A 23,781-nucleotide genomic window follows, 5' to 3' on the forward strand; every position below is an offset into this window, starting at 1 on the left:
CAAGGACCGCACCTCCCGATGAATATCCCCAACCTGCTCACCCTGGCCAGAATCCTCTTCATCCCGCTGCTGGTGGTGCTGTTCTACCTGCCCTTCACCTGGAGCATGCCCCTGGCCGCCGCCCTGTTCGCGCTGGCCGCGGTGACCGACTGGCTCGACGGCTACCTGGCCCGGCGCTGGGACCAGTCCACCCCCTTCGGCGCCTTCCTCGATCCGGTCGCCGACAAGCTGATGGTGGCCGTCGCCCTGGCCCTGCTGATCGAGCGCTACGAGGCCATCTGGCTGACCCTGCCGGCGCTGGTGATCATCGGCCGCGAGATCGTCATCTCGGCGCTGCGCGAGTGGATGGCCGAGATGGGCAAACGCGGCCAGGTGGCGGTCTCGTGGATCGGCAAGGTCAAGACCACCCTGCAGATGGTCGCCCTGCTGGTGCTGCTGGCCTTCGCCCCGGGTACCTCCGTTGCCCTGCTGGGCGTGGCGACGCTCTACGTGGCGGCCCTGCTGACCCTCTGGTCGATGGCCCTCTACCTCAAGGCGGCATGGCCGCACCTGAGCAGCTCGATGCGCTGAGGAGTGGTGAAAACTGTTTGACAGTCACCGACTTATCCGTATAATTCGCTCTCGAGTCAGGCGGGAATAGCTCAGTGGTAGAGCATCGCCTTGCCAAGGCGAGGGTCGCGAGTTCGAATCTCGTTTCCCGCTCCATTCCCCACGAATGGCACGACTCATGAGGCTGGATGGCAGAGTGGTTATGCAGCGGACTGCAACTCCGTGTACGCCGGTTCGATTCCGACTCCAGCCTCCATCATTCCCCTAGCTGCCCGCTCGGAACCGTGCCGCCCGGATGGCGAAATTGGTAGACGCAAGGGACTTAAAATCCCTCGGTGGAAACACCGTGCCGGTTCGAGCCCGGCTCCGGGCACCAGCTTTCCTGCACCCTTCCGGCAAGCGTCGGGCGCGACCCTCCAACGGGACGCCGTGACATGATCCTGCCGCGCCTGCGCGATCCTTACTTCAATTACCAGCATCGGCGCAAGCTGCATGTGCTGCGCATCGTGCTGGCCCTGTGCTTCACCTTCGGCATCATCGAGTTCTTCGCCATCCAGCACAGCGGCTGGGCGCTGGTCAGCACCATCATGGTGATGGGCAACCTGCCGCATATCGGCGGCGTGCTCGACAAGGGGCGCCAGCGTCTGCTGGGCACCCTGCTCGGTGCCGGCTGGGGCCTGCTGCTGATCCTGCTACCGCTGCCCTGGCCACCCCTCGTTCCCGTCGCCGCCCTCGCCGGCATCGCCGTCGCCACATGGCTGACCTTCAGCAACCGGCACGGCTACAGCGGCCTGATGTTCGCCATCAGCCTGCTGCTGGTGATCGGCGACGGCACGCAGGAACTCGGTATCGCCCTGTGGCGCGCCTTCGACGTGCTGCTAGGCACCCTGGTGGGCATCGCCGTCACGGTGCTGGTGCTGCCGCAGAAGGCCACCGACATGATGCGCTTCATGCTGGCCGACAACCTGGACCGCATGGCCCGCCTCTACCATGCTCACACCTCGGCCACGGCGGCCCCCGACATCGATGCCCGCGAGATGCTCAAGGCCACCAGCAGCCTGCTGGTCAAGCAGCGAGGCCTGGTGGATGCCATCCATCGCGAGCGTCGGCTGAGCCGCGACGAGCTGGACGACCTGATATCGCTGCAGCGGCGCATGCTCTCCACCATCGAGCTGCTGCTCGAGACTCACTGGACCAGTCGCGACGGGCACGAACACATCGACGCCATGAGCGGACTCCGCGAGGAACAGCATACCCTGGCGCGCGGCATCGGCACCCTGGCCTTCCAGGTGCGCACCGGACAGCCGGTCGACGTGACCATCACCCCCTTCGAGCTGCAGCGCCACGCCGAACTGGCCGGCAATGCCCGGTCCGCCGATGGCCGCATGCTCTTCAGCCCCAGTGGTTACCTGTGGCTCAATCGGGAACTGGCCCGCCTCACCGCCGACCTCACCCGGCGCCTGGGCGGCCTCGAACGCCTTCCCAGCCGGCGGCTGCGTCGCCGGGCCCCCCACCACGGCCTCAACGAAGCCCCCTCGGCCATCACGCGAGCCACAACGCAAGAAGGAAAGGCAGATGACAGACGGCAAGCATGAAGTGCTGGTCATCGGCGGCGGGGTCGCCGGGCTGGTTCTGGCACTTGAGGTGGCCGACCATCGCCGGGTGACGCTGCTGCGACCGGCCAGCGACGACCAGGGTGCCAGCCGCTGGGCCCAGGGCGGGATCGCCGCCGTGCTCTCCCCCCAGGACGACATCGAGGCCCATGTGGCCGACACCCTGGTGGCGGGGGATGGCCTGTGCGACGAGCGGGCGGTGCGCTTCACCGTGGAGCAGGGGCCCTCGGCCATCGAGTGGCTGCTGTCACTGGGCGTCCCCTTTACGCCGGACGCGAGTCCCGATGCCGGCTATCCCTACCACCTCACTCGCGAGGGCGGCCATGGCGCGCGGCGCATCATCCATGCCGACGACGCCACCGGCCGTGCCGTCGTCGAGACCCTCAGGCAGCATGTGGAGGCCCACCCGAACATCCGACTGTGTGGCGAGCTTACCGCCATCGGCCTGATCGGCGACGGCGAGGGCCTCTGCCGCGGGGCACGCTGCCTGGATGCCGATGGCCGGCTGCACGAGCTGCCGGCCGAGGACACCGTGCTCGCCACCGGCGGGGCCAGCGGCCTCTATCGCCATACCACCAGCCCCCAGCCGGCCAGTGGCGAGGGCATGATGATGGCCGCCGAACTCGGCGCCGAGCTGATGAACCTGGAGTTCCAGCAGTTCCACCCCACCTGCCTCTATGACCCCGAGGGCCCCGCCTTCCTGGTCAGCGAGGCGGTTCGCGGCGAGGGCGGGCTGCTGATCAACGCCGCGGGCGAGCGCTTCATGCCGGCAGTGGACCCGCGGGCCGAACTGGCGCCCCGCGACATCGTTGCCCGGGCCATCGATGCCCAGATGCAGCACACCGGCACCGATCATGTCTTCCTGGACATCCGCCACCTCGGCGAGGACGCCATCCGCCATCACTTCCCGACCATTTATGCCCACTGCGCCAGTCGCGGGCTGGACATCGTGCACCAGCCGATCCCGGTCGTCCCGGCCGCCCACTACAGCTGCGGCGGGATCACCACCGACCTCGAGGGCGGCACCACCGTCCCGCGGCTGCACGCCATCGGCGAGGTGGCCTGCACCGGCCTGCACGGGGCCAACCGCATGGCCAGCAATTCCCTGCTGGAGTGCCTGGTCTATGCCCGCAGCTGCGCACGACGGCTACGCTCCGCCGAGGCGGAGCCGGCTGCCGAGCTGGCCCCGACCCACAGGGGCGAGCATCGCGTCTCCCGGGACGACATCGAGGAGATCCGCGAGGCAATGCGCCAGCTGATGAGTGCCCGCGTGGCCATCGTGCGCACCGACCAAGGGCTTGCCGAGGCCGCCCACGGCCTGGCGCAGCTGCATCGGCGTCTCGCCCCCCGCATGACGGACGCCATACCCACGGTGCCCCTGGTGAACCTCTGGCATGCGCTGCGCCTGGCGCGCCTCACCGTGGCCTGCGCCAGGGCAAGGCGCGAGTCCCGCGGCCTGCACTTCAACCCCGACTGCCCGGTCCACGGCGACGCGACCCCGCACCCCTCGCGGATTCGGCTGCAGGCCCTGGAGGCGATGTGACCCCTTGGCCCTGAGCGCTGGCCTGGGCGCTCAGGGCAGCGGCAGCAGTTCCCGGCGCAGGCGACGCAGCGACTCGGGATCGCTGCTGTCGGGCCACAGCCACAGGCGCCGTCCCTCGACCCTCAGCCCGATCAGCCAGGGACCCAGGTAGTCGCAGCGCAGGCTCACCGCGCGCCAGGCCTGGTCGGCACTGTCGCGCCAGGACCACTCCACGCCACCCGCCGCCTTCGGCGTGCCACGCAGTTCGCCACGCGGGCGCTGCCGGGCCAGCGTCACCAGCACCCCGCCCAGCACCACCGCCGCGAGCACGCCGGCCCAGGCCGGTGCCACCGCTGCCACCAGACCGGCAACCGCCGCGGCCGAGAGCCCATGGGCGGCCAGCGATAGCCTAGAGGTTGCGATAGCGATCGTTGTCGGTGGTCTCGGCATGCTCGACGATCATCTTGACGATGCGCCGCCGCGCCGGATCCTCGGGCCACTCGCGGCGCATCAGCCAGGCGAACAGGTCCTGGTCCTCCTCCTCGATCAGTGACCGGAAGGCCGCCTGGTCGGCCTCGGCCAGGTCGCCATAGCACTGCTCGAGAAAGGGAATCAGCAGCAGGTCCAGCTCCCACATGCCGCGACGCGAATGCCAGTAGAGGCGCTTGCGGAGGGTCGCTTCCGGAGACGAATCGTCGTTCAAGGTCGGCCTCGTTGGGTCGGATGAGTGTGGCGTCAGTATACCCGAGCCCCGCCCCGCCGGCAGCCTGCCGCCCCCTCACTCCCCGCCGGCTCGAGAAAAGGTCGTAGTGCGTTGTTTTCTCGAGACTTGCACAGTATGCTTTGGAAAAACAACAACGCCGGGATCGCGTCGACCCAGGCAGGACCGCACGGAGTAGAGCCGATGACCAAGTCCGAACTGATCGAACAGATCGCCATGCGACAGCCGGAGCTGTCGGTCAAGGAGGTCGAGGCGGCGGTGCGCCTGATCCTCGACGACATCACCGACACCCTGGCCGAGGGGGGACGCGTGGAGATCCGCGGCTTCGGCAGCTTCTCGCTGCACTATCGCGAGCCCCGGGTGGGTCGCAACCCCAAGACGGGGGAACCTGTCGCACTCGACGGCAAGTTCGTGCCACACTTCAAACCCGGCAAGGAGCTGCGCGAACAGGTGGATGCCAGCCGCGCGCTCGGCTACTGAGCGGCGCCCAGCGACCGCCGTCTCTCCTTCAACCGACATGGGAACAAGCACATGCGTTGGCTAAAAGGCCTGATCCTGGCCATTATCCTGCTGGCGGTGCTGCTGATCGGCATCCTCTTTGCCGTCAACAACCAGCAGGCCCTGCCCCTCAACCTGATCTGGATCGAGCTGCCTGCAGCCTCGCTCTCCGTCTGGCTGCTGGTCTCGCTGGCCGTGGGCGTGCTGCTGGGCATGCTCGCCATGAGTGGCGTCTACCTGCGCCTGCGCACCCTGCTGACCCGCGCCCAGCGGCACAACCAGCAGCAGCGCAAGGAGCTCGACCGCCTGCGCGTCCAGGAGATGAAGGAACTCCCCTAGAATGCCCGATGTCTTCCTGCTGGCCCTGCTGGTGGTGGCCGTCGCCATCGGCTGGTGGCTGGGCCGCCGGGAGCGCCAGGGCACCGGCAGGACATCACAGCCGCCGGCGCTGGCGCGGGACTACTTCGTGGGCCTCAACTACCTGCTCAATGACCAGCAGGACAGGGCCATCGAGACCTTCATCGGTGCGCTGGAGGTCAACAGCGACACCATCGAGACGCACCTGGCGCTGGGCAACCTCTTCCGGACCCGGGGCGAGGCCGACCGCGCCCTGAAGATCCACCAGAACCTGCTCGCCCGCCCGACGCTGACCGCCGAGCAGAGCGACCGGGTACAGCTCGAGCTCTCCCGCGATTTCCTCGCCCTGGGCCTGCTCGACCGCGCCGAGCGCCTTCTTCAGGGCCTGGTGCGCGACTGCCAGGATGACGAACTGCGCAATGCGGCCAGGCGGCTGCTGGTCGACCTGCTGGAACGGGAGGGCGAGTGGCAGGCCGCGCTGGATGTCGCCCTGCCCAGGCTGGTCCGACAGCACGACGACATCCGCCGCGCGGCGGCGCACTGGCTCTGCGAACTGGCCGAACAGGAGCGTCATTCGGCCAGCCCCGTGCTGGCGCGGCGCCACCTGCGCCAGGCCCTGGCCACCGACCCGCACTGCGTGCGCGCCAACCTGCTGCTGGCCGCCATGGAGCACGATACCGGCCAGTACAAGCCGGCCATCCGACTGCTCAGGCGAATTCCCGACCAGGACCCGGCCTTCACCCCCACCATCCTCGAGCCCCTGGCCCGCGCCTATCGGCTGCTGGATGACGAGGAGGGCCTGATCCGCTGCCTGCAGGAGCTCCTCGAGCAGGCGCCCTGCACCAGCGTGATCACCCGGCTGGCCGAGACGCTGCGCCACCACCACGGCAACGACCGGGACGCCCTGTCGCTGGTCACCGCGCAGCTCGACCGGGAGCCCAGCCTGGGGGCGGTGCACTACCTGCTGACCCTCTACCGGCACAACGCCAGTGGCGAGGAGCACGAGCGCCTCGCGCTGCTGCAGCACCACACCCACGCCCTGGTGCAGGCCCTGCCCCGCCACCGCTGCCGACGCTGCGGCTTCTCCGGCGAACGGCTGCACTGGCAGTGCCCCCGCTGTCGCAGCTGGGGCACCACCAAGCCCATCACCTGCATCGAGGGCGAGTAGCCAGGGTCAGTCGCCGGCCAGCTCGCCCTCGATGGTGGCCAGGGCGGCCATCGGCTCCTCTGCCTGGGTCACCGGCCGCCCCACCACCAGGTGGGTGCTGCCGGCGGCCATGGCATCGGCAGGGGTCATGACGCGACGCTGATCGCCGGCCACGGCGAAGCTCGGACGGATGCCCGGGGTCACCTTGAGGAAGTCGCTGCCGCACAGCTCACGCAGGCGCGACGCCTCCTGCGCCGAGCAGACCACCCCGTCCATGCCACTGTCACGGGCCAGCACGGCCAGCCGCTCGACCTGGTCGGCAGGCGAGGTCTCGATGCCCACTTCCGCCAGGTCGGCGGCTTCCATGCTGGTCAGCACCGTCACCGCGATCAGCCGGGTCGTCAACCGCTGGCGGTCGAGGCGCTCACGGGCCGCCTCCATCATCCGGCGGCCACCGCTGGCGTGGACATTGACCATCCACACACCCTGCTCGGCGGCGGCCTGGATCGCCCCGGCCACGGTATTGGGAATGTCGTGGAACTTGAGGTCCAGGAACACCTCAAAGCCGCGGCCGTGAAGGGCATCGAGCACTTCGGGCCCGCTGCGCGTGAAGAGCTCCTTGCCCACCTTGAGCCGGCAGCGTGAGGGATCGAGGCGATCGGCCATGCACAGGGCGGCGTCCAGGGAGGCATAGTCGAGGGCGATGATCAGGGGGGAGGCGGTGGGCACGGGCTGGCTCCTGGCGGGTTGGGTGGACCGGCCAAGTATATCAGCCATGGCCTACGGCGCATGTCCGCCAGGTCGCCGACACGCCTTCCGTAATCGCTGACATGACTCGACCGCATTCGATGACACGGGTGCGGCCGGGAGCCCACTAGCTTGAAAGGGGCAGGCCGGCGCCGCGCGGTGTCGGCCGCAACCACCCAGGAACAAGGAGAGTGATCATGATTACCGCCATCACGCGACGCCTGCCCGGCCTGCTGCTGGTCATGCTGCTCGGCCTCGCCCCCTTTGTCGCCGGCCAGGCGCTGGCCCAGGAGATGGAGCCGATCAACGTCAACAGTGCCGATGCCGAGCTGCTGACCGAGTTGCCCGGCATCGGGGAGACTCGCGCGGCCGCGATCGTCGAGGACCGGGAGGCGAACGGCCCCTACGAGAGTGCCGAGGCGCTGACGCGAGTCAACGGCATCGGCGAGGCCACCGTGGAGGGACTCGCCGATCAGGTGACCTTCTGAGCGGGGCTGCGCCTGTCAACCACGACGACGCCGGCCGCTCGGCCGGCGTCACCCCCTCGACCCTCGGCGGCCGCCTAGAGGCGCAACCCGCCGTCGCACTCGACCACGCGTCCGGTGAAGTAGTCGTTGGTCATGATGAAGGCCACGCTCTCGGCGATGTCCTCGGGCTGGCCGAGCCGTCCAAGCGGCACGCCCGCCGTCAGCTTGTCGAGCATGTCCTGACGCATCGCGGCCGTCATGTCCGTCTCGATGAACCCCGGCGCCACTGCCCCCACGCGAATGCCGTAGCGTGCCAGCTCCGTTGCCCAGGTCGTGGTCAGCGCCACCACACCGGCCTTGGCCGCGGCATAGTTGCTCTGGCCCATGTTGCCGGCCCGCGAGATGCTCGAGATGTTGACGATGACGCCACGGTGGCCCGCCTCGATCATCTGTACCGACGCCTCGCGCCCGCACAGAAAGACGCCGGTCAGGTTGACGTCGATCACCTGCTGCCACTGCTCCAGCGGCAGGGTCTTCTCCACCTTGCCATCCCTGGCCTTGACGAGCAGGCCGTCGCGCACGATGCCCGCATTGTTGACCAGGCCGTGGACCGGGCCCAGCGATGACGCGATGTCGCGGAACGCCTGCGTCACCGACGCCTCGTCAGCCACGTTGACCACGAAGCCGCGGGCCTCGATCCCGTCGGCATGCAGGGCGGAGACGGCATCGTCGAGGCTATCGCCGTCCATGTCCATCAGGGCGAGCCTCGCCCCCTGACCACCGAGCCGGCGTGCCATGGCCAGGCCAAGGCCGCGGGCACCGCCGGTGATGGCGATAACGGTACTGTCGAGTTTCATGGGCGCTTCTCCAGGGGATGGGAAATCGCGCTGTCGGCGCGGTTGCCGGGCAGCCGCCGGCGCGTGGACCAGTGCACGCTATAACCTTATTATGGTGCGCTGCACCATCACCATAGCGAATCATGGAAGGACATTCCATCACTCCGGCACGCCACGGCGCTGGCTTGAATTTTCCTGCCCTGCCCCCATCACCTGCGCATCTGTCTTACGCGGAGTCATCATGCCCTTTCTCGTCATCTTCACCCTCTTCGCCCTGCTCGACTTCGTCATCCTCTTCTCGGTCGGCAGCCAGATCGGGCTGCTGAGCACCCTGCTGCTGGTCCTGGCCACCGGGTTCATCGGCCTGCACCTGATCCGCCGGGAAGGCGTGGCCACCTTCGCCCGTGCCCAGGAACGCATGGCCCAGGGGGAGATCCCCTCGGGCGAGCTGCTGACCGGGGCGGCCCTGATCTTCGGTGGTGCCCTGCTGATGGCCCCCGGCTTCCTCTCCGACGCGCTGGGCTTCATGTGCCTGATCCCGAATGCGCGGCGCCTGCTGGCCAGGCTGCTCGGCTGGGTGGGCGTGCGCATGAAGGGCCTGCACCTGCATGCCGAGACCTATCGCCCGCGCCAGGGGACCGATGCCGACTGGCAGCAGGCGGGCCCGCGCCGGGAATCCTCCGCTGAGCGGGGCACTCACGAGCAAGGCAAGCAGCCGCACGGCGACCCACAGGACGAGCCCCTCGAAGGCGAGTTCATCTCGCGTGACGATTCGCGCTGAGCGGGGCACAAAAAATTTTCATGCGGGGCCTTGAAAGCCCAATGCCGAGCCCCACTTATCCGACAGCATCAGGATTCGGCACGGGTTAACCCCCGGGCCATCGACAAGGAAGGCGAACCCCGCCTCCACCCCGCAGCATGACTGCGGGTAGATGATGAAAACCGCTCGGGTAATGCCCGAGCACAGCAAACCATCAGGAGAACGTGAGCAATGAACATCCGTCCCTTGCACGATCGCGTCGTGATCCGTCGCGTTGAAGAAGAACAGAAGACCGCTGGCGGCATCGTGCTCCCGGGAAACGCCCAGGAAAAGCCGACGCGTGGCGAAGTCCTGGCCGTCGGTAACGGCCGGATTCTCGACAACGGCGACGTCCGCCCGCTCGACGTCAAGGTCGGTGACACCGTCATCTTCAAGGATGGCTTCGGCGTCGAGAAGCAGAAGATCGACGGCGAGGAAGTGCTGATCATGAGCGAGTCCGACATCCTGGCCGTCGTCGAAGGCTAACCCCCGGACACGACCCGCAACTGCTAGATACTGACGTTCACGAACTCACAGGAAGCATACGAAAATGGCAGCAAAACAAGTCAAGTTCTCCGATGATGCCCGCAAGCGCATGGCGCGCGGCGTCGATGTCCTGGCCAACGCCGTCAAGGCCACCCTGGGGCCGAAGGGCCGCAACGTGGTACTGGAGAAGTCCTTCGGTGCACCGACCGTGACCAAGGACGGTGTCTCCGTGGCCAAGGAGATCGAACTCAAGGACAAGTTCGAGAACATGGGCGCCCAGATGGTCAAGGAAGTCGCTTCCAAGACCTCCGACGTTGCCGGTGACGGCACCACCACCGCTACGGTGCTGGCCCAGACCATCGTCACCGAGGGCATGAAGGCCGTGACCGCGGGCATGAACCCGATGGATCTCAAGCGCGGCATCGACCAGGCCGTGTCCGCCGCCGTCAAGGAGGTCCAGGAGCTGTCCGTGCCCTGCACCGACTCCAAGGCCATCGCCCAGGTCGGCACCATCTCTGCCAACGGTGACAAGCGCATCGGCGAGATCATTGCCGACGCCATGGAGAAGGTCGGCAAGGAAGGCGTGATCACCGTCGACGAGGGCCGCGGCTTCGAGGACGAGCTGGATGTCGTCGAAGGCATGCAGTTCGACCGTGGTTACCTGTCGCCCTACTTCGTCACCAACCAGGACACCATGGCGGTCGAGCTGGAAGACCCCTACATCCTGCTGGTCGACAAGAAGATCTCCAACATCCGCGAGCTGCTGCCGACGCTGGAAGCCGTGGCCAAGGCCGGCAAGCCGCTGGTGATCGTGTCCGAGGACATCGAGGGCGAGGCGCTGGCCACCCTGGTGGTCAACACCATGCGCGGCATCGTCAAGGTCGCCGCCGCCAAGGCACCGGGCTTCGGTGACCGTCGCAAGGCCATGCTGCAGGACATCGCCATCCTCACCGGCGGTACCGTGATCTCCGAGGAGGTCGGCCTGACCCTCGAACAGGCGACCCTGGACCACCTGGGCACCGCCAAGCGCGTGACCATGTCCAAGGAGAACACCACCATCATCGATGGCGCCGGCAAGGACGGTGACATCGAGGCACGTGTCGGCCAGATCCGCGCGCAGATCGAGGAGACCTCCTCCGACTACGACCGCGAGAAGCTGCAGGAGCGCGTCGCCAAGCTCGCCGGCGGCGTGGCCGTCATCCGTGTCGGTGCCGCCACCGAGATCGAGATGAAGGAGAAGAAGGCCCGCGTCGAGGACGCCCTGCACTCCACCCGCGCCGCCGTCGAGGAAGGCGTGGTGCCCGGTGGCGGTACCGCCCTGGTGCGCGTGCTGACCAAGCTCGCCGGCCTCAAGGGTGACAACGAGGACCAGAACCACGGCATCGCCCTGGCGCTGCGCGCCATGGAGACCCCGCTGCGCCAGATCGTCACCAACGCCGGCCAGGAAGCCTCCGTCATCCTCAACCAGGTGAAGGAAGGCGAAGGCAACTACGGCTACAACGCCCAGACCGGCGAGTTCGGTGACATGTTCGAGATGGGCGTGCTGGACCCGGCCAAGGTGACCCGTTCTGCCCTGCAGTCCGCTGGCTCCGTCGCCGGCCTCATGATCACCACCGAGTGCATGATCGCCGACGACCCGGAAGAGAAGGAAGCCGGTGGCGCCGACATGGGCGGCATGGGTGGCATGGGTGGCATGGGCGGCATGATGTAATCAGCGCCCCCTGCCCCAGGCCTTGCCTGAGACGAACCCCGCCGGGAAACCGGCGGGGTTTTTGCTTTGCTGATTCAGGACAGTTCCAGGCCAGCGAATCCGGCGTTGGCCACCGCCTCACAGTGCTTGCGGTACTCGCCTGCTCCGGCCGCATAGATGGTGGCAACGCGCGGTTTGCCCGGCGTATTGGCGCCGAAGAACCAGGAGTCCTTCATCGCCGCCAGTACGGAAGCGTCGGCAACGTCGTGGACGTGTCCGGTCCACTCGTCCTCCGCAGCCGGTGTCGGCACGATGCGCGTTGCCCCCTGGCGACGCATCTGCTCGATGCAGCGTGCCATCCAGTCGACGTTCTGTTCGATGCAGCGCCCCGCGTTGCAGAGTGCCGCGGCATTATGCGGGCCGTTGACGATGAACAGGTTGGGAAAGCCGCTGACGAGCAGCCCGAGGAACGTCTTCGGCCCCTCCTTCCATTTCTCGGCCAGCGATAGGCCGTCGGTGCCGCGGATATCAAGCCGACTCAACGAACCGGTACCGGCATCGAAGCCGGTGGCGTAGACGATCACGTCAAGCGGATGCTCTTCACGCGAGGTTCGAATGCCTCCCGAGGTGACCCTCTCGATGGGCGTCTCCCGCAGATCCGTCAGCGTAACGTTGCCGCGGTTGAACACTTCGTAGTAGCCGTTCTCCAACGGCACGCGCTTCGTGCCGAAAGGGTGACTGGGCAGAAGCCGTCGCGCCGACTCGGGGTCGTGAACACGCGCCTTGATCTTCCGACGCAGGAATTCACAGGCGTGCTCGTTCACTTCGAAGCTCATCATCAGATCGGCAAAGTTGCCGAACCAGAACGCGAAGCCTGCCTTCTGCCAGAGGTGTTCGAACTTGGCTTCCCGTTCTGCAGCGGAAACGGCCAGCCCGGACCGGGGATCGAAGGTGTGAATGAATCCGCCATAGGACTCGCGGCAGGTGGCCAGGATCTGAGCCCAGTCCCGGCGGATCTCGCGGCGGTCGGCATCCGTCAGCGGCCGGTTGCGCTGGGGGATACAATAGGTGGGGGTGCGCTGAAATACCGTGAGGTGTGCGACCGCCGGCGCGATGGTCTGGATCACCTGCACTCCCGAGGCGCCGGTGCCGATGATTCCCACGCGCTTGCCCTCCAAGGCCACGCCGGCCGGCCATCTCGCGGTATGAAAGCTCTCTCCCGAAAAGTCGCTCATCCCTGGGTAGTCGGGCAGCTGCGGAACCGACAAGGTGCCTGCCGCGGCGATCAGGTAGCGCGCGGCCACGCGCTGCCCGGTGCCGGTCTCGACCTGCCAGAGCGCGTCCCCCTCGTCAAACGTTGCGGCAAGCACAGGTGTGCCGAACCGTATGTGCCGACGCAGGCCGAATCGCTCGACCACGTGGCGAAGGTAGCGGGACATTTCGGGCTGGGCCGGGAAGAGCTCCTGCCACTCCCAATCCCGGAGCAAGGCATCCGAAAACGAGAAACCGTAAGTATGGATCTCCGAATCGACCCTCGCGCCGGGATAGCGGTTCCAATGCCAGACGCCCCCCACCTCGGTGCCGCTCTCATAGACGCGGGTACGCAGCCCCATCCGGCTGAGACGTTCCAACGCACAGATGCCCGAGAGGCCTGCTCCGATGATGACGGCATCCAGGGCAGCAGTTCCCTGGGGCGGAGCGGGACCACGGACATTCTGCTTCATCCTGCCGAGTTGAGACGGTCTCGGGGCGGACTGTGATGCGAAGAGCCTGGGCGGTGCGGGATCGAGCTCGGTGCACCGCCAGACGCTTGTCGGAACAAGACCGAGGGTTCCCAGGCATTGGGTAGGGGCATGCGTGTCACGTCCCTCCACCAGGCAGAACAGCCGGCCGTAATGTCGGGACAAGAAGGTTCGGCTAACCACCACCCCGGCCTTTGCCAGGGCGTCAAGAAGCGCACTTGTCGTGGGCGCGATGTCACTCGAGTCGTCCCCATCGAGAGGCAGCTCCACGAGGACACGGTCGCTCGTTCCTTCGATCGCTTCTCCTGCCACGCCCTCCATCAGCACCACCGGCCACACTGCGGCATCCGCCGAACCCTGCTGGCGCAGCACCAGGCGAATGGACTCCGCGTCCCGGGCCTGATACCAGCAGAGCATGCGCTGCCCGTCAGACGCCAGGTAACCCCGCCGCCAGCGTACGCGGTGGAGTTCCAGACAGGCATGGATCGCCAGCCGCCGCAGACCGTCACGATCGAGCGGCGCCGCGAGGGGAAGGATCGAAACGAAGTCATTCATCCGATTATGGAGGCAGGCCGATCAGTCAATATCATCTTGGTCGGTCCCGGCACAGCGAGCAAGCACGAAGGACCGAAGAGACTGAGTGGATTTACGGGTAGACTGTTCACTTCCAGGCGCGAGGCGCCGAACGTCACTCGTCCACTTCCCGTCACGCCCATGCTTTCCAATATCCGTATCGTCCTCGTCCAGACCTACCACCCCGGCAACATCGGCGCCTCGGCCCGAGCCATGAAGACCATGGGCCTGACCGACCTGGTGCTGGTCAATCCCCGGCAGTTTCCCGACCTCGAGGCCTCGCGGCTGGCCGCGGGCGCCGAGGACCTGGTCGACAACGCCCGGGTGGTCGGCTCACTGGCCGAGGCGGTAAGCGACTGCGTCCAGGTGGTCGGGGCCAGCGCGCGGCTGCGCAGCCTGCCACTGCCCCACTTCGACGAGCCGGACGCGATGGCCCGGGGACTGGTGGACGAGGCCAGCCATGATCCGGTGGCGCTGGTGTTCGGCCGCGAGCGCTTCGGCCTGACCAACGACGAGATCCGCTGCTGCAGTCATCAGGTAAGCATCCCCGCCAATCCCGACTACGGCATCCTCAACCTCTCCCAGGCGGTGCAGGTCCTGGCCCACGAGCTCTTCACCGCCTGGCGGCGCCGCCCCGACAGCGGCTACCGCTCACCGCGGCCGGCACAGGAGCGCCAGCCGACGCGCGAGCAGCTCGGCCATTTCCAGGCCCACCTCTCGCGGGTGATGCAACGCAGCGGCTTCATCAATCAGCCCCATGCCCGCACCGAGGACCAGCTCGAGGCCCTGTTCGCCCGGGCCCAGCCCTCTCGCCGCGAGCTCTCGCTGCTCCGAGGCCTGCTCGCCTCCCTGGAGAGCCACCTCCCCGAAGCGTGACGGGCGGAAACGACGACGGCGGCCCCAGGCGCCGCCATCGTCGATCACGCAGGGAGAGCGATCAGAGGGTCATCGCCGCCAGCCAGCCGAAGGCGATCAGCGGGATGTTGTAGTGCAGGAAGGTCGGCACCACGCTGTCCCAGATATGGTCGTGCTGGCGGTCGACGTTGAGCCCCGAGGTCGGCCCCAAGGTGGAGTCCGAGGCCGGCGAGCCGGCATCGCCCAGTGCCGCGGCGGTGCCCACCAGCGCCACGGTGGCCAGCGGCGAGAAGCCGAACTGCACCGCCAGGGGCACGAAGATCGCCGCGATGATGGGGATGGTGGAGAACGACGAGCCGATGCCCAGGGTGATGAACAGCCCCACCAGCAGCATCAGCAGCGCGGCCAGGCCACGGTTGTCGCCGATCACCTCGACGCTGGAGGCCACCAGGGTCTCGATCTGCCCGGTGGCGGTCATCACCGCGGCGAAGCCCGAGGCAGAGATCATGATGAAGCCGATCAGTGCCATCATGCGCATGCCGCTGGTGAAGAGGTCGTCGGCCTCCCGCCACTTGAAGATGCCACCCACCGAGAGCAATGCGAAGCCCACCAGGCCGCCAAGGATCATCGAGCCGGTATAGAGCTGGATGCCCAGCGCGGCGACGATGGCCACCAACGACATCACCAGCCCCAGGGCATGCGGCTCATGCACCTCGGGATGGTGGTGCGGCACGTTGCTGGTCGCCACGTCCAGCTCCTCGTAGTCGCGTGGCTTGCGATAGCTGATGAACACTGCCACCAGCAGACCCAGCGCCATGCCGGCCACCGGCACGCCCATCGCCAGGGGCACCATGCCGCGGCTGATCTCGAGGCCCAGCGCTTCACCGGCCTGGTTGATGTTGGCCAGCAGGATGTCATTGAGGAAGATCGCCCCGAACCCCACCGGCAGCAGCATATAGGGCGCGGTCAGGCCGAAGGTCAGGGCACAGGCCACGGCCCGGCGGTCGAGTCTTAGCTGGTTCATCACCTTGAGCAGTGGCGGGATGAGGATCGGGATGAAGGCGATGTGTACCGGAATCAGGTTCTGGGAAGAGATCGAGACCAGCAGCACTGCGCCGAGCAGCAGATACTTCACGGTGGCCTGTCGGCTCGCCGAGGCCTCCTGGCCGAGCAGCCGGATCAGCCGATGCGCCAGCAGGTCCGGCAGCCCGGAGCGCGAGATGGCGACCGCAAAGGCCCCGAGGGTCGCATAGGCCAGTGCCACCTTGGCGCCCCCGCCCACGCCGTCGTTGAAGGCCGCCAGGGTCGCCTCGATGGAGAGCCCACCGACCAGCCCCCCGACCAGCGCACCGACCACCAGCGCAAAGACCACCGAGACCCGTGCCAGCGACAGCCCCACCATCACCAGCACCGCAATGATTACTGCATTCATGACAGCTTTCCCGAAAAAGGAGTTGGATTGAGACGAAACGGCGCAGGATTCTACCAGAAGGCGGCCTGACCTGCCGGCGCGCCTCGACCCGGATGTCATGCAACCGTCACCCAGCCATCACGCCGCTGTCACGGGGAGCGGCGATAACATCGGGGACAGGCAAGGGACACTGCCGGAAATGTCGCCAGGGACGCGAGGGGGCGGGAGCCCTCCCAGGGAGAACGGCATCGGGATGATGCCCAGGGAGGAGAGACATGCCGCCACGACGCCCGCGTCGTGGCGTTTTTCATGGGCAACGGCCCAGGGACTCCCAGCCGGGGACGCCCACGCGTATCCGACGGGAGAAGTCGGGGGCATCATGGGCCTGCCGGGCGCGCTCGGTGATATCCCCCAGCCGGCGCAGCTCGTGCAGGGAGTAGCCGCGCACCAGGCCGCCATGGTCATGGATGTAGCCCGGCAGCAGGCCGCTGAGCAGCAGGCGATGGTCCAGCGGCAGTCCCTCGATGATCCGCCGCATCATGGCGAACACCAGGGTGGTGCAGTTGGCGGTGATGGTGTGGTAGAAGCGCGGCTCGCGCTCCAGGTCATTGGCCGCCGCCGCCAGGGCCAGCAGCAGGTCGCGACGGGCCTCGGGTGAGAGGGTGACATGGTAGAGGGTGACCCGCTCGCCGCGAACGTTGCTTCTCAGGCGCACCGCGTCGCGTTCATCGGCGGCGATGATCGCCAGCTCGTACTGCTTGAAGAAGCCGCCGAGCTCCGAGAAGCGCTCGTGGCGCTCGCGCCGCACCTCCACCGAGAAGGCCACGAAGTCGTCGTTAACCGGTCCCTTCCCGGAAAAGCCGAAGGAGACCAGCACATGAGCGATACCCGGCCGGCCCCAGCTCGAGACGAACAGGTCGACCGCACGCAGGCGGCGCAGGTCATAGACGCGCCGCTCCCAGCCCCCACGGGCATCGTTCGGGGTCAGCCAGTCGAAGTGACGCACCCGGTGCAGGGTCAGCCGGTGCCCCTCGACGTCACCCGTCGCCAGGTGGGCGACATCCTCGGCCCACGCCAGGTCCGTTGCCGGCGTCAGGCGCCGCCACCAGGCCAGCAGCGCGGTCATCTGCACCGCCATGGCGGCAAGCGGCCCCAGCCGCGCCCCCTGCCAGGCCAGCCACAGCCAGACGCCTCCCGCGAGCAGCCAGAGCCCCACCACCAGCCAGCGCCCGGGCCGTGGTAGCGCCAGGCGATGGCCCAGGGCCAGCGCCCCCCAGAGGGTGGCGAGCAGCAGCGCCAGCCACAGGATGCCATCCAGCAGGGCCATGATCATCGTCGTCCTTGCGAGCGGGATAGCGCGAGGCTACCACGACCGGCAGGGCCGGATGTCAACCCGGGCGTCCGGCGGCTCAGACGCCGGTCAGCCAGCCGGTGAAGCCCTGCAGGTCATCGCCAAGCTCGCCACGGGTGACCCGGTGATAGAGCCGCTGCAGCCGGGCGGTCAGCGACGCCTCGGCGATGGGCCGGTCCGGCGGCGGGGCCCCGGCCCGGGCGCCGATGTGACGACCATCGAGCTCGCGCAGCGGCAGCAGCTCGGCCGCGGTGCCGGTGACGAAGGCCTCGTCGGCGGTGTAGAGCTCGTCGCGGGTGATGCGCCGCTCGCGCACCTCGATGCCCAGTACCTCCCTGGCCAGGCGGATCACGCTGTCGCGGGTGATCCCCTGCAGGCAGGAGGTCACCTCGGGAGTATGCAGCACGCCGTCGCGCAGCAGAAAGACATTGGCCGCCGAGGCCTCGGCGACATAACCCTCCGGGTCGAGCATGATCGTCTCATCGAAGCCCGCCTTGACGGCGGTGTTGAGCGCCAGCATCGAGTTGACGTAGTGGCCGTTGGTCTTGGCCCGGCACAGGCTGATGTTGACATGGTGGCGCGCCCAGGAAGAGGTCAGCGCGCGCAGGCCGATCGACGCCGCCTCTGGCGAGATGTAGTCGCCCAGGTCCCAGGCGGCGATCATCACATGCACGGAGAGCCCCTTCGCCCTCAACCCCATGCCCTCGGCACCGAGGTAGACCGTCGGCTTGAGGTAGGCATTGGTCAGGCCGTTGCGCTCCAGGCACTGGCGCTGGGCCTGGATCAATGCCTCATCATCGAAAGATAACGGTATATCGAGGGCGTGGGCGCTATCCAGCAGCCGGCGGGTGTGCTCCGCCACCCGGAACAGGTGCGCGCCACGCGGGCCATCGTAGGCACGCACGCCCTCGAAGCAACCCATGCCGTAGTGCAGGGTATGGGTCAGCATATGGGTGCGGGCGTCGCGCCACGGCAGCCACTCGCCGTCATGCCAGATCCAGCCGTCGCGGTCAAAGAGCGGTGTCATGGGCATGCGCTCCTGTCGTGAAAGAATCGGTCATCGGAAAACCGTGGTCAGAGCCGGCCGGCTGCGGCCCAGGCCGCACGCCAGGCGTCGATCAGCTCGCGCTGGTGGGGCTGCAGGGCCTGGTAGGCCCAGGCGGCGATCTCATCATTCTGGGGGTCGGGCACGGTGATGTCGCTGTCGGCCAGGGCCTGGACGACCGCGTGGCCGCACAGCGGGACATAGCCTTCCGAATAACCGCCCTCGTGAATCATCACCAGCCGCCCCTGACAGCGTCGTTCTGCCAGCTCGCGGAGCTGGCGGGTCATGCGCGCGAAGGCCGCGCTATTGAGCAACATCTTGCCCAGCGGATCCTTGGCACAGGCGTCATAGCCGCAGGCCACCACGATCAGCTCTGGCGCGAAGGCCTCGATCGCCGGCAGGACCAGCTCGGTCATGGCGTGCTCATAGGCCCCGAGGCCGCAGCCGGGCGGCAGCGGCAGATTGAGGCAAGCGCCCTCGCCGTCCCCCTCCCCCTGCTCCTCGAAGGTGCCGGTGTCCAGCGGGTAGTTGCCCGCCTGGTGGATCGAGACCGTCAACACCTCGGGGTCGGAGTAGAACGCCGCCTGCTGGCCGTTGCCGTGGTGCACATCCCAGTCGAGGATCGCCACGCGTCCCGCCTGGCCAAGGGCACGCGCCCGCATCACGGCCACCGGGATGTTGCCCAGCAGGCAGAAGCCCCGGCCGAGGTCGGCCTCGGCGTGGTGGCCGGGGGGACGACAGAGCGCATAGGCACGCTCCAGCTCCCCGGTGGCCACGGCCTCCACCGCGGCGATCGCCAGGCCCGCCGACTGGCGCGCGGCGGCCAGGCTACCCGGCGTGAAGGGGGCGCAGTCGCCCCCGTCGCCACCGCGTCCCCGGTCGCCGGCCTCCAGCGCCTCGAGGTAGCGGGACGTGTGGAAGCGTTCGAGATCCTCGCGGCGAGCCGGCGGCGGCTTGCGCACCGCCAGCGCATCGATCAGCCCGGAGACCTCCAGCAGGTTCTTGAGCCGCCGCTTGCTCTCCGGGCTCTCCGAGGCCGGCTGCGGCTGCAGGAACTCGCCGGGGGCCGAGAAGACCCCGATGGCCCCCGGGTCGTGCCAGAAGCAGCGCTCGTGCCAGAAGAAGCCTGTGGCAGCCGTCATTCACGGCCCTCCTGCCGCTCCCAGACCTCGATGGCCGCGGCCAGGTCCTCCAGCGAGGCGCCCACCGACTTGAACAGCGTGATGGCATCGGTCGAGGAGCGCCCAGGGCGCTCGCCGCGCAGCAGCTCGGCGAGCTCGCCGCGGATGGCGTCGAAGGCGAAGCCCCCCTCGTCGATGGCCTGCAGGATATCGCCCGCCTCGCCCCGGGCCCCGGCATAGGTGTCGACGAACACCTCGCTGCGGGCCAGGCACTCGGCATCGGTCTCGCGCATGGTCGGCCGGAAGGCACCGATCAGGTCGAGGTGGGTGCCGGGCGTGAGCCAGTCGCCGCGGATCAGCGGCTCGCTGGAGAGCGTCACGCAGCTGACGATATCCGCCTCGCGGGTCGCCGCCTCGAGGTCGGTGACCGCGGCGCTGTCGAAGCGGTCGGCATAGTCGGCGGACAGCCGCTCGGCCTTGTCGGCGTTGCGCCCCCAGACCCTGACCCGGGTGATGGGCCGGACCGCGGCATGCGCCTCGATCACCATGGGGGCCAGCTTGCCGGTGCCCACCACCAGCAGGGTCGCGGCATCGTCCCGGGCCAGCTCCCGGGCCGCCAGGGCCGAGGCCGCCGCGGTGCGCCGCCGGGTCAGCTCGCTGCCGTCGATGCAGGCCAGGGGGCGCCCGTGGGCGCCCTCGCTGAGCAGGTAGACGCCAGCGATGGCCGGGAGCCCGTGGTCGGCGTTCTGGGGGAAGACGTTGACCATCTTCACGCCGATATAGCCGGCCCGCTCCCAGGCCGGCATCAGCAGCATGGTGGCCTCGCCATCGGGGCGATGCATGGCGTGGTGGTGACGCGGCGGCGACTCCACCCCCTCGCGAAAGGTGGTGGCCAGTCGCTCGACCAGCGCCGGCAAGGCCAGCGAGGCCGACACCTCCTCGGCGGTGATGATACGCATCTCAGGCCTCCGGCAGCGCCGCGGTGACCATGATCTCCACCTTCCACTCGGGCTTGGCGAGCTTGGCCTCGACGGCGGCACGCACCGGCGGGCGTCCCGGCACCACCCAGCCATCCCAGGCGGCATTCATCTGGTCGAACTCGGCCATGCTGGTGACCCAGACCTGGGCGGCGACCAGGTGCTCCTTGGAGGTGCCGGCCTTGGCCAGCAGGTCATCGATGCGGGCCAGCACCTGCTCGGTCTGGCCACGCATGTCGGCGGAGGGGTCGGTCGGCACCTGGCCGGCCAGGTAGACGGTGCCGTTGTGCACGGTGATCTGGCTCATGCGGGCATTGCTGTCGTGATAGGTGACGGTCATGGCGTGGTCTCTCGTCGGGGTGTCGCGGTGGCAATCAAGCTGCGGTATAGCCGCCCAGGAAGGCGGCCAGGTTATCGCCCAGGTGCGCGGTGGGGTAGCCCCCCTCCTGTACCAGCACGGTGGGCAGGTCGATGGCGGCCAGTCGCCGCCCGATCTCGGTGAAGTCCTCGGTTTCCAGGGCCAGGCCGGCGAGCGGGTCATCCTTGTGGGCATCGAGCCCCAGGGCCACCACCAGCGCCTGGGGGCGGAAAGCGACCAGGCGCTCGATCAGGCGGTCCAGGGTCGCCAGGAAGGTCGCACCGTCGCTGCCCAGGGGCAGCGGCAGGTTGACGTTGGTCCCCTGCCCGTCCTCCTCGCCGTGCTCGTCGGCTCCGCCCCAGAAGAAGGGATAGAAGTCGGCGGGGTCGGCATGCAGGGAACCGGTCCAGACATCGCCGCGATCATAGAAGATATCCTGGGTGCCGTTGCCGTGGTGGAGGTCCACGTCAAGGATCGCCACCCGCGCATGGCGCTCGCGCAACACCGTGGCGGCCAAGGCCGAGTTGTTGAGGAAGCAGAAGCCCCCGGCGCGCTCGGGACCGGCATGGTGACCCGGCGGCCGGCACAGGGCATAGGCCGAGGGCTCACCGTTCAGCACGGCATCGGCGGCGGCTCCGGCGCTGGCGGCGCTGGCCAGGATGCCGGCGAAGCTGTCGGCGGTCATCGGACAGGCCATGTCATGCATGTGCCAGCCCACCAGCCCCACCGGATGCCGAGGATAGTGGTGCCCGCCACCGCAGGGGTGGACGTTGGGCGCCACGATCTCCGCGGCACCCGGCAGCGCCCGCCAGCGGGCATGGATGGTCTCGAGGAACTCGAGATAGCGCGGGGCATGGATCCTGGCCAGGCGGTCTCTCAGGCACGAACTGTCGACCTCGGTGGGCGGGGTCATGGAGAGGCCCATGGAGGCCAGCCCCCGGGTCAGCAGCTCGGCCCGCACCGGCCCTTCCGGGGAATCCGCCGGCCGGCCCCGTAGCAGGAAGGTCGGCGGCGCATGGCGTTCCTGGTCGGGATGGTAGAAGAGCTTCATGAGGGGTTCCTTAGCCCAGCAGCGAGGGGATCCAGGTGGAGAGCGACGGGAAGGTGACCAGCAGCAGGATCACCACGATAAAGGCCACATAGAACGGCAGCGAGGCAATGATCGCCCGTTCGAAGGGCACGTTGGCGATCCTCGCCGCCGTCATCAGCGTCATCCCCACCGGCGGCGTCACGTTGGAGATATTGAGCACCACGATCATCAGGATGGCGAAGTGCAGCGGGTCGACGCCGAGCTGGATCATCGCCGGCACCAGCACCGGGGCCACCACCACCAGCGCCGGCAGCACGTCCATGACCGTGCCGACCAGGATCAGCAAGGCGCAGACCAGCAGCAGCTGCAGGAAGGTCGAGTCGCTGAAGGTGGTGATCAGGCCCGCCGCGTCCCGGGCGATACCGGAGCGGGTGACGAACCAGCCGAGCACCGCCGAGGTCGCCAGCAGGAAGAACACCACCCCCGAGAAGCGCACCGTCACCACCAGCGCGTGCCAGATCTTGCGCCAGGTGAGGTTGCGGTAGAAGACGACCCCGATGGCGATGGCATAGACGGCGGCGAACCCCGAGGCCTCGGTGATGGTGGTCAGCCCCGAGAGGATGCCGCCGAGGATGATCAGCGGCACGATCATCGCCGGCAGTGCCACCAGGAAGGCCATGGCCGCCGCCTTGAGCGGCGTGGGGGGCTGCTTGGGATAGCCCCGTTTCCAGGCCAGGAAGAAGCTCACCGCGAGCAGCGCCAGGGCCATCAGCAGGCCGGGAATGATCCCCCCGGCGAAGAGGTCGATCACCGAGATGTCACGCAGCAGGGTCGCATAGACCACCATCACCACGCTGGGCGGGATGATCGGCCCGATGATCGACGAGCAGGCGGTAATCGCCGCGGCGTACTCGGCGTCATAGCCCTGCCGCTTCATCTCCGGGATCATGATCTTGCCGATCGCCACCGTGTCGGTGATCGCCGCCCCGGTCAGCCCGGCGAAGAACACCGACACCGAGACGTTGACGTGGGACAGCGCCCCGCGCACCCGACCGAACAGGGCGTTGTTGAAGGCGATCAGCTTCTGGGTCAGGCCGCCCTGGTTCATCAGCTCGGCGGTGAAGATGAAGTAGGGCACGGCGATCAGCAGGAACCCCGAGACGCCCGAGAACATGCGGTCGGCGATGATGCCGAGCATGCGCTCGCCGCCCATGGCGAAGCCGCCGGCCAGCCCCGACATGGCCATCACCACGGCCACCGGGGCCCCGATCAGCAGAAGCACGACGAAGGCGATGATCGCGGGCGTCATGAGCGCTCCTCCCCATCAGTGGCGTCAATGAGTTCCTCGATCATCGTCTCGTCATCGATGAAGTGTTCCAGCAGGTCGAAGCCCTGAACCAGGTGCAGCAGGATGATGACCCCGCTGATCGGAATCACGATGGCGGTGAACTTGCCGGAGATCTGGATCTGGTCGGAGACCATGTAGACCTGGGAGGCTCCCTGGAAGAAGATCCAGCCGTACCAGACCAGCATCAGGGCGAACAGCGCGATGACGCCAAGGCAGAGTCCCGCTGCCACGGTGAGCAGCACGCGGGGCAGGCTGCGCACCAACAGGGTCATGGCCACATGCTCGCCGTAACGCAGCGAGATGGTCATGGAGAGGAAGCCGATCCAGGGCAGGAAGAGCCGCGCCAGCGAGTAGGTCCAGCTCAGGGTGCTGCCGGTGGCCAGCTTGTAGAGGAAGGCCGTGAAGGAGATGCCCAGCATGATCAGCACGCAGGCCACACACGTCACGATCGCCGCCTGATTGACCAGGTCACTCAGGCGACGAAGGGGCTGAAGTAGGTGCATCGAGTAACCTCCCAGGCAGCGTCGACCGGCCGGGC

Annotated in this window: 25 protein-coding genes and 3 tRNA genes; 14 read left to right on the forward strand and 14 right to left on the reverse strand. The window is 67.9% G+C overall.

The genetic code is table 11. From position 1 onward, the window contains the following. Window positions 1-18 precede the first annotated feature (18 nt). From pgsA to nadB, 6 genes are all read left to right on the forward strand, one after another. Complete coding sequence (gene pgsA / locus QLQ83_RS06090; protein WP_282734632.1) at window positions 19-570, forward strand: CDP-diacylglycerol--glycerol-3-phosphate 3-phosphatidyltransferase; 552 nt, start codon at window positions 19-21, stop codon at window positions 568-570. A 60-nt stretch (window positions 571-630) separates the two neighbouring features. Beyond that, window positions 631-705: transfer RNA gene (locus QLQ83_RS06095), tRNA-Gly, on the forward strand. 26 nt (window positions 706-731) lie between these two features. Next, window positions 732-805: transfer RNA gene (locus QLQ83_RS06100), tRNA-Cys, on the forward strand. A 33-nt stretch (window positions 806-838) separates the two neighbouring features. Continuing rightward, a tRNA-Leu gene (locus tag QLQ83_RS06105) sits at window positions 839-925 on the forward strand. Between the two features lie 58 nt (window positions 926-983). Beyond that, window positions 984-2,144, forward strand: a complete 1,161-nt coding sequence (locus QLQ83_RS06110; protein ID WP_282734633.1) for an FUSC family protein — start codon at window positions 984-986, stop codon at window positions 2,142-2,144. Beyond that, on the forward strand, window positions 2,125-3,705 hold the full coding sequence (gene nadB / locus QLQ83_RS06115; protein ID WP_282734634.1) for an L-aspartate oxidase: 1,581 nt from the start codon (window positions 2,125-2,127) through the stop codon (window positions 3,703-3,705). The genes QLQ83_RS06110 and nadB overlap by 20 nt, the downstream gene beginning before the upstream one ends. A gap of 30 nt (window positions 3,706-3,735) precedes the next feature. Here the strand turns inward: nadB and QLQ83_RS06120 are convergent, their stop codons facing one another. Both QLQ83_RS06120 and QLQ83_RS06125 read right to left on the reverse strand, forming a co-directional pair. After that, entirely contained in the window at window positions 3,736-4,134 is a 399-nt protein-coding gene (locus tag QLQ83_RS06120) for a protein YgfX (RefSeq protein ID WP_326521402.1), read from the reverse strand. Next, window positions 4,094-4,387: an FAD assembly factor SdhE gene (locus QLQ83_RS06125; RefSeq protein WP_282734636.1), complete on the reverse strand. Its 294-nt coding sequence runs from the start codon at window positions 4,385-4,387 to the stop codon at window positions 4,094-4,096. Before QLQ83_RS06125 ends, QLQ83_RS06120 begins: the two co-directional genes overlap by 41 nt. A 201-nt stretch (window positions 4,388-4,588) precedes the next feature. On the opposite strand from QLQ83_RS06125, the gene QLQ83_RS06130 reads away from it, so the two are divergent. From QLQ83_RS06130 to lapB, 3 genes are read left to right on the forward strand one after another with little or no spacing between them, the layout of a single operon-like run. Beyond that, complete coding sequence (locus QLQ83_RS06130) at window positions 4,589-4,885, forward strand: integration host factor subunit beta (protein WP_040187190.1); 297 nt, start codon at window positions 4,589-4,591, stop codon at window positions 4,883-4,885. A 51-nt stretch (window positions 4,886-4,936) separates the two neighbouring features. Next, a complete protein-coding gene (locus QLQ83_RS06135) occupies window positions 4,937-5,242 on the forward strand; it encodes a LapA family protein (protein ID WP_282734637.1) in 306 nt (101 codons plus the stop codon). A 1-nt stretch (window position 5,243) separates the two neighbouring features. After that, window positions 5,244-6,428, forward strand: a complete 1,185-nt coding sequence (gene lapB, locus QLQ83_RS06140; RefSeq protein ID WP_282734638.1) for a lipopolysaccharide assembly protein LapB — start codon at window positions 5,244-5,246, stop codon at window positions 6,426-6,428. Between the two features lie 6 nt (window positions 6,429-6,434). On the opposite strand, the gene pyrF is transcribed toward lapB, so the two are convergent. Further along, window positions 6,435-7,136, reverse strand: coding sequence for an orotidine-5'-phosphate decarboxylase (pyrF, locus tag QLQ83_RS06145; RefSeq protein WP_282734639.1), 702 nt, complete (start codon window positions 7,134-7,136; stop codon window positions 6,435-6,437). A 215-nt stretch (window positions 7,137-7,351) separates the two neighbouring features. On the opposite strand from pyrF, the gene QLQ83_RS06150 reads away from it, so the two are divergent. Further along, the gene (locus QLQ83_RS06150; protein WP_282734640.1) at window positions 7,352-7,642 is read left to right on the forward strand and encodes a ComEA family DNA-binding protein; all 291 of its coding nucleotides are present in this window, start codon (window positions 7,352-7,354) and stop codon (window positions 7,640-7,642) included. Window positions 7,643-7,716: 74 nt separating this feature from the next. Here QLQ83_RS06150 and QLQ83_RS06155 read toward each other — a convergent pair whose 3' ends face one another. Next, window positions 7,717-8,478, reverse strand: a complete 762-nt coding sequence (locus QLQ83_RS06155; protein ID WP_282734641.1) for an SDR family oxidoreductase — start codon at window positions 8,476-8,478, stop codon at window positions 7,717-7,719. Between the two features lie 220 nt (window positions 8,479-8,698). Here QLQ83_RS06155 and QLQ83_RS06160 point away from each other — a divergent pair, with 220 nt between their 5' ends. The 3 genes from QLQ83_RS06160 (at window position 8,699) to groL (ending at window position 11,453) form a co-directional block, all read left to right on the forward strand. Next, on the forward strand, window positions 8,699-9,238 hold the full coding sequence (locus tag QLQ83_RS06160; RefSeq protein ID WP_282734642.1) for an FxsA family protein: 540 nt from the start codon (window positions 8,699-8,701) through the stop codon (window positions 9,236-9,238). Window positions 9,239-9,448: 210 nt separating this feature from the next. Further along, entirely contained in the window at window positions 9,449-9,742 is a 294-nt protein-coding gene (locus QLQ83_RS06165; protein ID WP_010628243.1) for a co-chaperone GroES, read from the forward strand. A 64-nt stretch (window positions 9,743-9,806) separates the two neighbouring features. Next, on the forward strand, window positions 9,807-11,453 hold the full coding sequence (groL, locus tag QLQ83_RS06170) for a chaperonin GroEL (RefSeq protein WP_282734643.1): 1,647 nt from the start codon (window positions 9,807-9,809) through the stop codon (window positions 11,451-11,453). 74 nt (window positions 11,454-11,527) lie between these two features. On the opposite strand, the gene QLQ83_RS06175 is transcribed toward groL, so the two are convergent. Then, window positions 11,528-13,729, reverse strand: a complete 2,202-nt coding sequence (locus QLQ83_RS06175) for a flavin-containing monooxygenase (protein WP_282734644.1) — start codon at window positions 13,727-13,729, stop codon at window positions 11,528-11,530. Window positions 13,730-13,888: 159 nt separating this feature from the next. On the opposite strand from QLQ83_RS06175, the gene QLQ83_RS06180 reads away from it, so the two are divergent. Next, a complete protein-coding gene (locus QLQ83_RS06180) occupies window positions 13,889-14,623 on the forward strand; it encodes an RNA methyltransferase (RefSeq protein ID WP_282734645.1) in 735 nt (244 codons plus the stop codon). A 61-nt stretch (window positions 14,624-14,684) separates the two neighbouring features. Here the strand turns inward: QLQ83_RS06180 and QLQ83_RS06185 are convergent, their stop codons facing one another. From QLQ83_RS06185 to QLQ83_RS06225, 9 genes are all read right to left on the reverse strand, one after another. Then, entirely contained in the window at window positions 14,685-16,034 is a 1,350-nt protein-coding gene (locus tag QLQ83_RS06185) for a Na+/H+ antiporter family protein (RefSeq protein ID WP_282734646.1), read from the reverse strand. A gap of 286 nt (window positions 16,035-16,320) precedes the next feature. After that, on the reverse strand, window positions 16,321-17,340 hold the full coding sequence (locus tag QLQ83_RS06190; RefSeq protein ID WP_282734647.1) for an Lnb N-terminal periplasmic domain-containing protein: 1,020 nt from the start codon (window positions 17,338-17,340) through the stop codon (window positions 16,321-16,323). Window positions 17,341-17,422: 82 nt separating this feature from the next. Further along, complete coding sequence (locus QLQ83_RS06195; protein ID WP_282734648.1) at window positions 17,423-18,391, reverse strand: branched-chain amino acid transaminase; 969 nt, start codon at window positions 18,389-18,391, stop codon at window positions 17,423-17,425. 47 nt (window positions 18,392-18,438) lie between these two features. Next, complete coding sequence (locus QLQ83_RS06200; protein WP_282734649.1) at window positions 18,439-19,551, reverse strand: class II histone deacetylase; 1,113 nt, start codon at window positions 19,549-19,551, stop codon at window positions 18,439-18,441. Further along, complete coding sequence (lhpI, locus tag QLQ83_RS06205) at window positions 19,548-20,489, reverse strand: bifunctional Delta(1)-pyrroline-2-carboxylate/Delta(1)-piperideine-2-carboxylate reductase (protein WP_282734650.1); 942 nt, start codon at window positions 20,487-20,489, stop codon at window positions 19,548-19,550. Before lhpI ends, QLQ83_RS06200 begins: the two co-directional genes overlap by 4 nt. A 1-nt stretch (window position 20,490) precedes the next feature. Continuing rightward, window positions 20,491-20,847: a RidA family protein gene (locus tag QLQ83_RS06210; protein ID WP_282734651.1), complete on the reverse strand. Its 357-nt coding sequence runs from the start codon at window positions 20,845-20,847 to the stop codon at window positions 20,491-20,493. 34 nt (window positions 20,848-20,881) lie between these two features. Then, on the reverse strand, window positions 20,882-21,916 hold the full coding sequence (locus tag QLQ83_RS06215; protein ID WP_282734652.1) for a histone deacetylase family protein: 1,035 nt from the start codon (window positions 21,914-21,916) through the stop codon (window positions 20,882-20,884). A 10-nt stretch (window positions 21,917-21,926) separates the two neighbouring features. Continuing rightward, entirely contained in the window at window positions 21,927-23,204 is a 1,278-nt protein-coding gene (locus QLQ83_RS06220) for a TRAP transporter large permease (RefSeq protein WP_282734653.1), read from the reverse strand. Next, window positions 23,201-23,746 (reverse strand): TRAP transporter small permease, encoded by a 546-nt coding sequence (locus tag QLQ83_RS06225; protein WP_282734654.1) that lies wholly within the window; start codon window positions 23,744-23,746, stop codon window positions 23,201-23,203. The genes QLQ83_RS06220 and QLQ83_RS06225 overlap by 4 nt, the downstream gene beginning before the upstream one ends. Between the last annotated feature and the right edge of the window lie 35 nt (window positions 23,747-23,781).

Origin of the sequence: Halomonas rhizosphaerae (assembly GCF_030010555.1) — a bacterium.
Taxonomy (GTDB): Bacteria; Pseudomonadota; Gammaproteobacteria; order Pseudomonadales; family Halomonadaceae; genus Halomonas; species Halomonas rhizosphaerae.

Coding starts and splice junctions, on each gene's coding strand:
- QLQ83_RS06195 (WP_282734648.1), bottom strand. CDS start 18,391: ATGACACCGCTCTTTGACCGCGACGGCTGGATCTGGCATGACGGCGAG.
- QLQ83_RS06185 (WP_282734646.1), bottom strand. CDS start 16,034: ATGAATGCAGTAATCATTGCGGTGCTGGTGATGGTGGGGCTGTCGCTG.
- QLQ83_RS06165 (WP_010628243.1), top strand. CDS start 9,449: ATGAACATCCGTCCCTTGCACGATCGCGTCGTGATCCGTCGCGTTGAA.
- QLQ83_RS06160 (WP_282734642.1), top strand. CDS start 8,699: ATGCCCTTTCTCGTCATCTTCACCCTCTTCGCCCTGCTCGACTTCGTC.
- lapB (WP_282734638.1), top strand. CDS start 5,244: ATGCCCGATGTCTTCCTGCTGGCCCTGCTGGTGGTGGCCGTCGCCATC.
- pgsA (WP_282734632.1), top strand. CDS start 19: ATGAATATCCCCAACCTGCTCACCCTGGCCAGAATCCTCTTCATCCCG.
- QLQ83_RS06135 (WP_282734637.1), top strand. CDS start 4,937: ATGCGTTGGCTAAAAGGCCTGATCCTGGCCATTATCCTGCTGGCGGTG.
- QLQ83_RS06220 (WP_282734653.1), bottom strand. CDS start 23,204: ATGACGCCCGCGATCATCGCCTTCGTCGTGCTTCTGCTGATCGGGGCC.
- QLQ83_RS06110 (WP_282734633.1), top strand. CDS start 984: ATGATCCTGCCGCGCCTGCGCGATCCTTACTTCAATTACCAGCATCGG.
- QLQ83_RS06225 (WP_282734654.1), bottom strand. CDS start 23,746: ATGCACCTACTTCAGCCCCTTCGTCGCCTGAGTGACCTGGTCAATCAG.
- QLQ83_RS06155 (WP_282734641.1), bottom strand. CDS start 8,478: ATGAAACTCGACAGTACCGTTATCGCCATCACCGGCGGTGCCCGCGGC.
- QLQ83_RS06215 (WP_282734652.1), bottom strand. CDS start 21,916: ATGAAGCTCTTCTACCATCCCGACCAGGAACGCCATGCGCCGCCGACC.
- QLQ83_RS06150 (WP_282734640.1), top strand. CDS start 7,352: ATGATTACCGCCATCACGCGACGCCTGCCCGGCCTGCTGCTGGTCATG.
- QLQ83_RS06130 (WP_040187190.1), top strand. CDS start 4,589: ATGACCAAGTCCGAACTGATCGAACAGATCGCCATGCGACAGCCGGAG.
- groL (WP_282734643.1), top strand. CDS start 9,807: ATGGCAGCAAAACAAGTCAAGTTCTCCGATGATGCCCGCAAGCGCATG.
- QLQ83_RS06190 (WP_282734647.1), bottom strand. CDS start 17,340: ATGGCCCTGCTGGATGGCATCCTGTGGCTGGCGCTGCTGCTCGCCACC.
- QLQ83_RS06210 (WP_282734651.1), bottom strand. CDS start 20,847: ATGACCGTCACCTATCACGACAGCAATGCCCGCATGAGCCAGATCACC.
- nadB (WP_282734634.1), top strand. CDS start 2,125: ATGACAGACGGCAAGCATGAAGTGCTGGTCATCGGCGGCGGGGTCGCC.
- QLQ83_RS06175 (WP_282734644.1), bottom strand. CDS start 13,729: ATGAATGACTTCGTTTCGATCCTTCCCCTCGCGGCGCCGCTCGATCGT.
- QLQ83_RS06180 (WP_282734645.1), top strand. CDS start 13,889: ATGCTTTCCAATATCCGTATCGTCCTCGTCCAGACCTACCACCCCGGC.
- lhpI (WP_282734650.1), bottom strand. CDS start 20,489: ATGCGTATCATCACCGCCGAGGAGGTGTCGGCCTCGCTGGCCTTGCCG.
- QLQ83_RS06120 (WP_326521402.1), bottom strand. CDS start 4,134: ATGCCGAGACCACCGACAACGATCGCTATCGCAACCTCTAGGCTATCG.
- QLQ83_RS06200 (WP_282734649.1), bottom strand. CDS start 19,551: ATGACGGCTGCCACAGGCTTCTTCTGGCACGAGCGCTGCTTCTGGCAC.